This is a genomic window from Cobetia sp. SIMBA_158 (assembly GCF_046566945.1).
In the GTDB taxonomy this organism is placed as follows: Bacteria; Pseudomonadota; Gammaproteobacteria; order Pseudomonadales; family Halomonadaceae; genus Cobetia; species Cobetia amphilecti.
The window spans coordinates 1-339 of record NZ_JAWJYL010000140.1; the positions used below are offsets into that span (position 1 = coordinate 1).

Genomic DNA, 339 nt, shown 5'->3' on the forward strand with positions numbered 1-339 from the left:
GTGCTAACCATCCAAAAGATGCAGAAGCAGAAGCAAACAATCTTCTGAAGCATTTTGATAATAAGACAAGATTTAATATTGGTGGATTTAAGGTTGTACTAGCTACTGCTAGACAGCCTTTTTCTATGTTCTTAGAAAAAGACGATTTAGATAGGTACAAGTATAACGTAAACATCAATCTTTTAATTGATAAATAGGGGTGACAACATGGGTAATAAAGTTGCTGGTGTAGATGTATTGGTAAGTGTAGATGTAGCTGGTGTACCTACAGTAATTGGTGGACAATCAGGTGCTACATTAAATCGTGATACTAACTTAGTGGACGTAACTTCTAAGGAT

Annotated in this window: 1 protein-coding gene; it reads left to right on the top strand. The window is 35.4% G+C overall.

Going from position 1 to position 339, the window contains the following annotated elements; translation table 11 throughout:
- Window positions 1-197 (top strand): minor capsid protein (locus R2R70_RS19340; protein ID WP_410978799.1); only part of this gene is annotated, 197 nt, incomplete at its 5' end.
- Window positions 198-339: the final 142 nt, after the last annotated feature.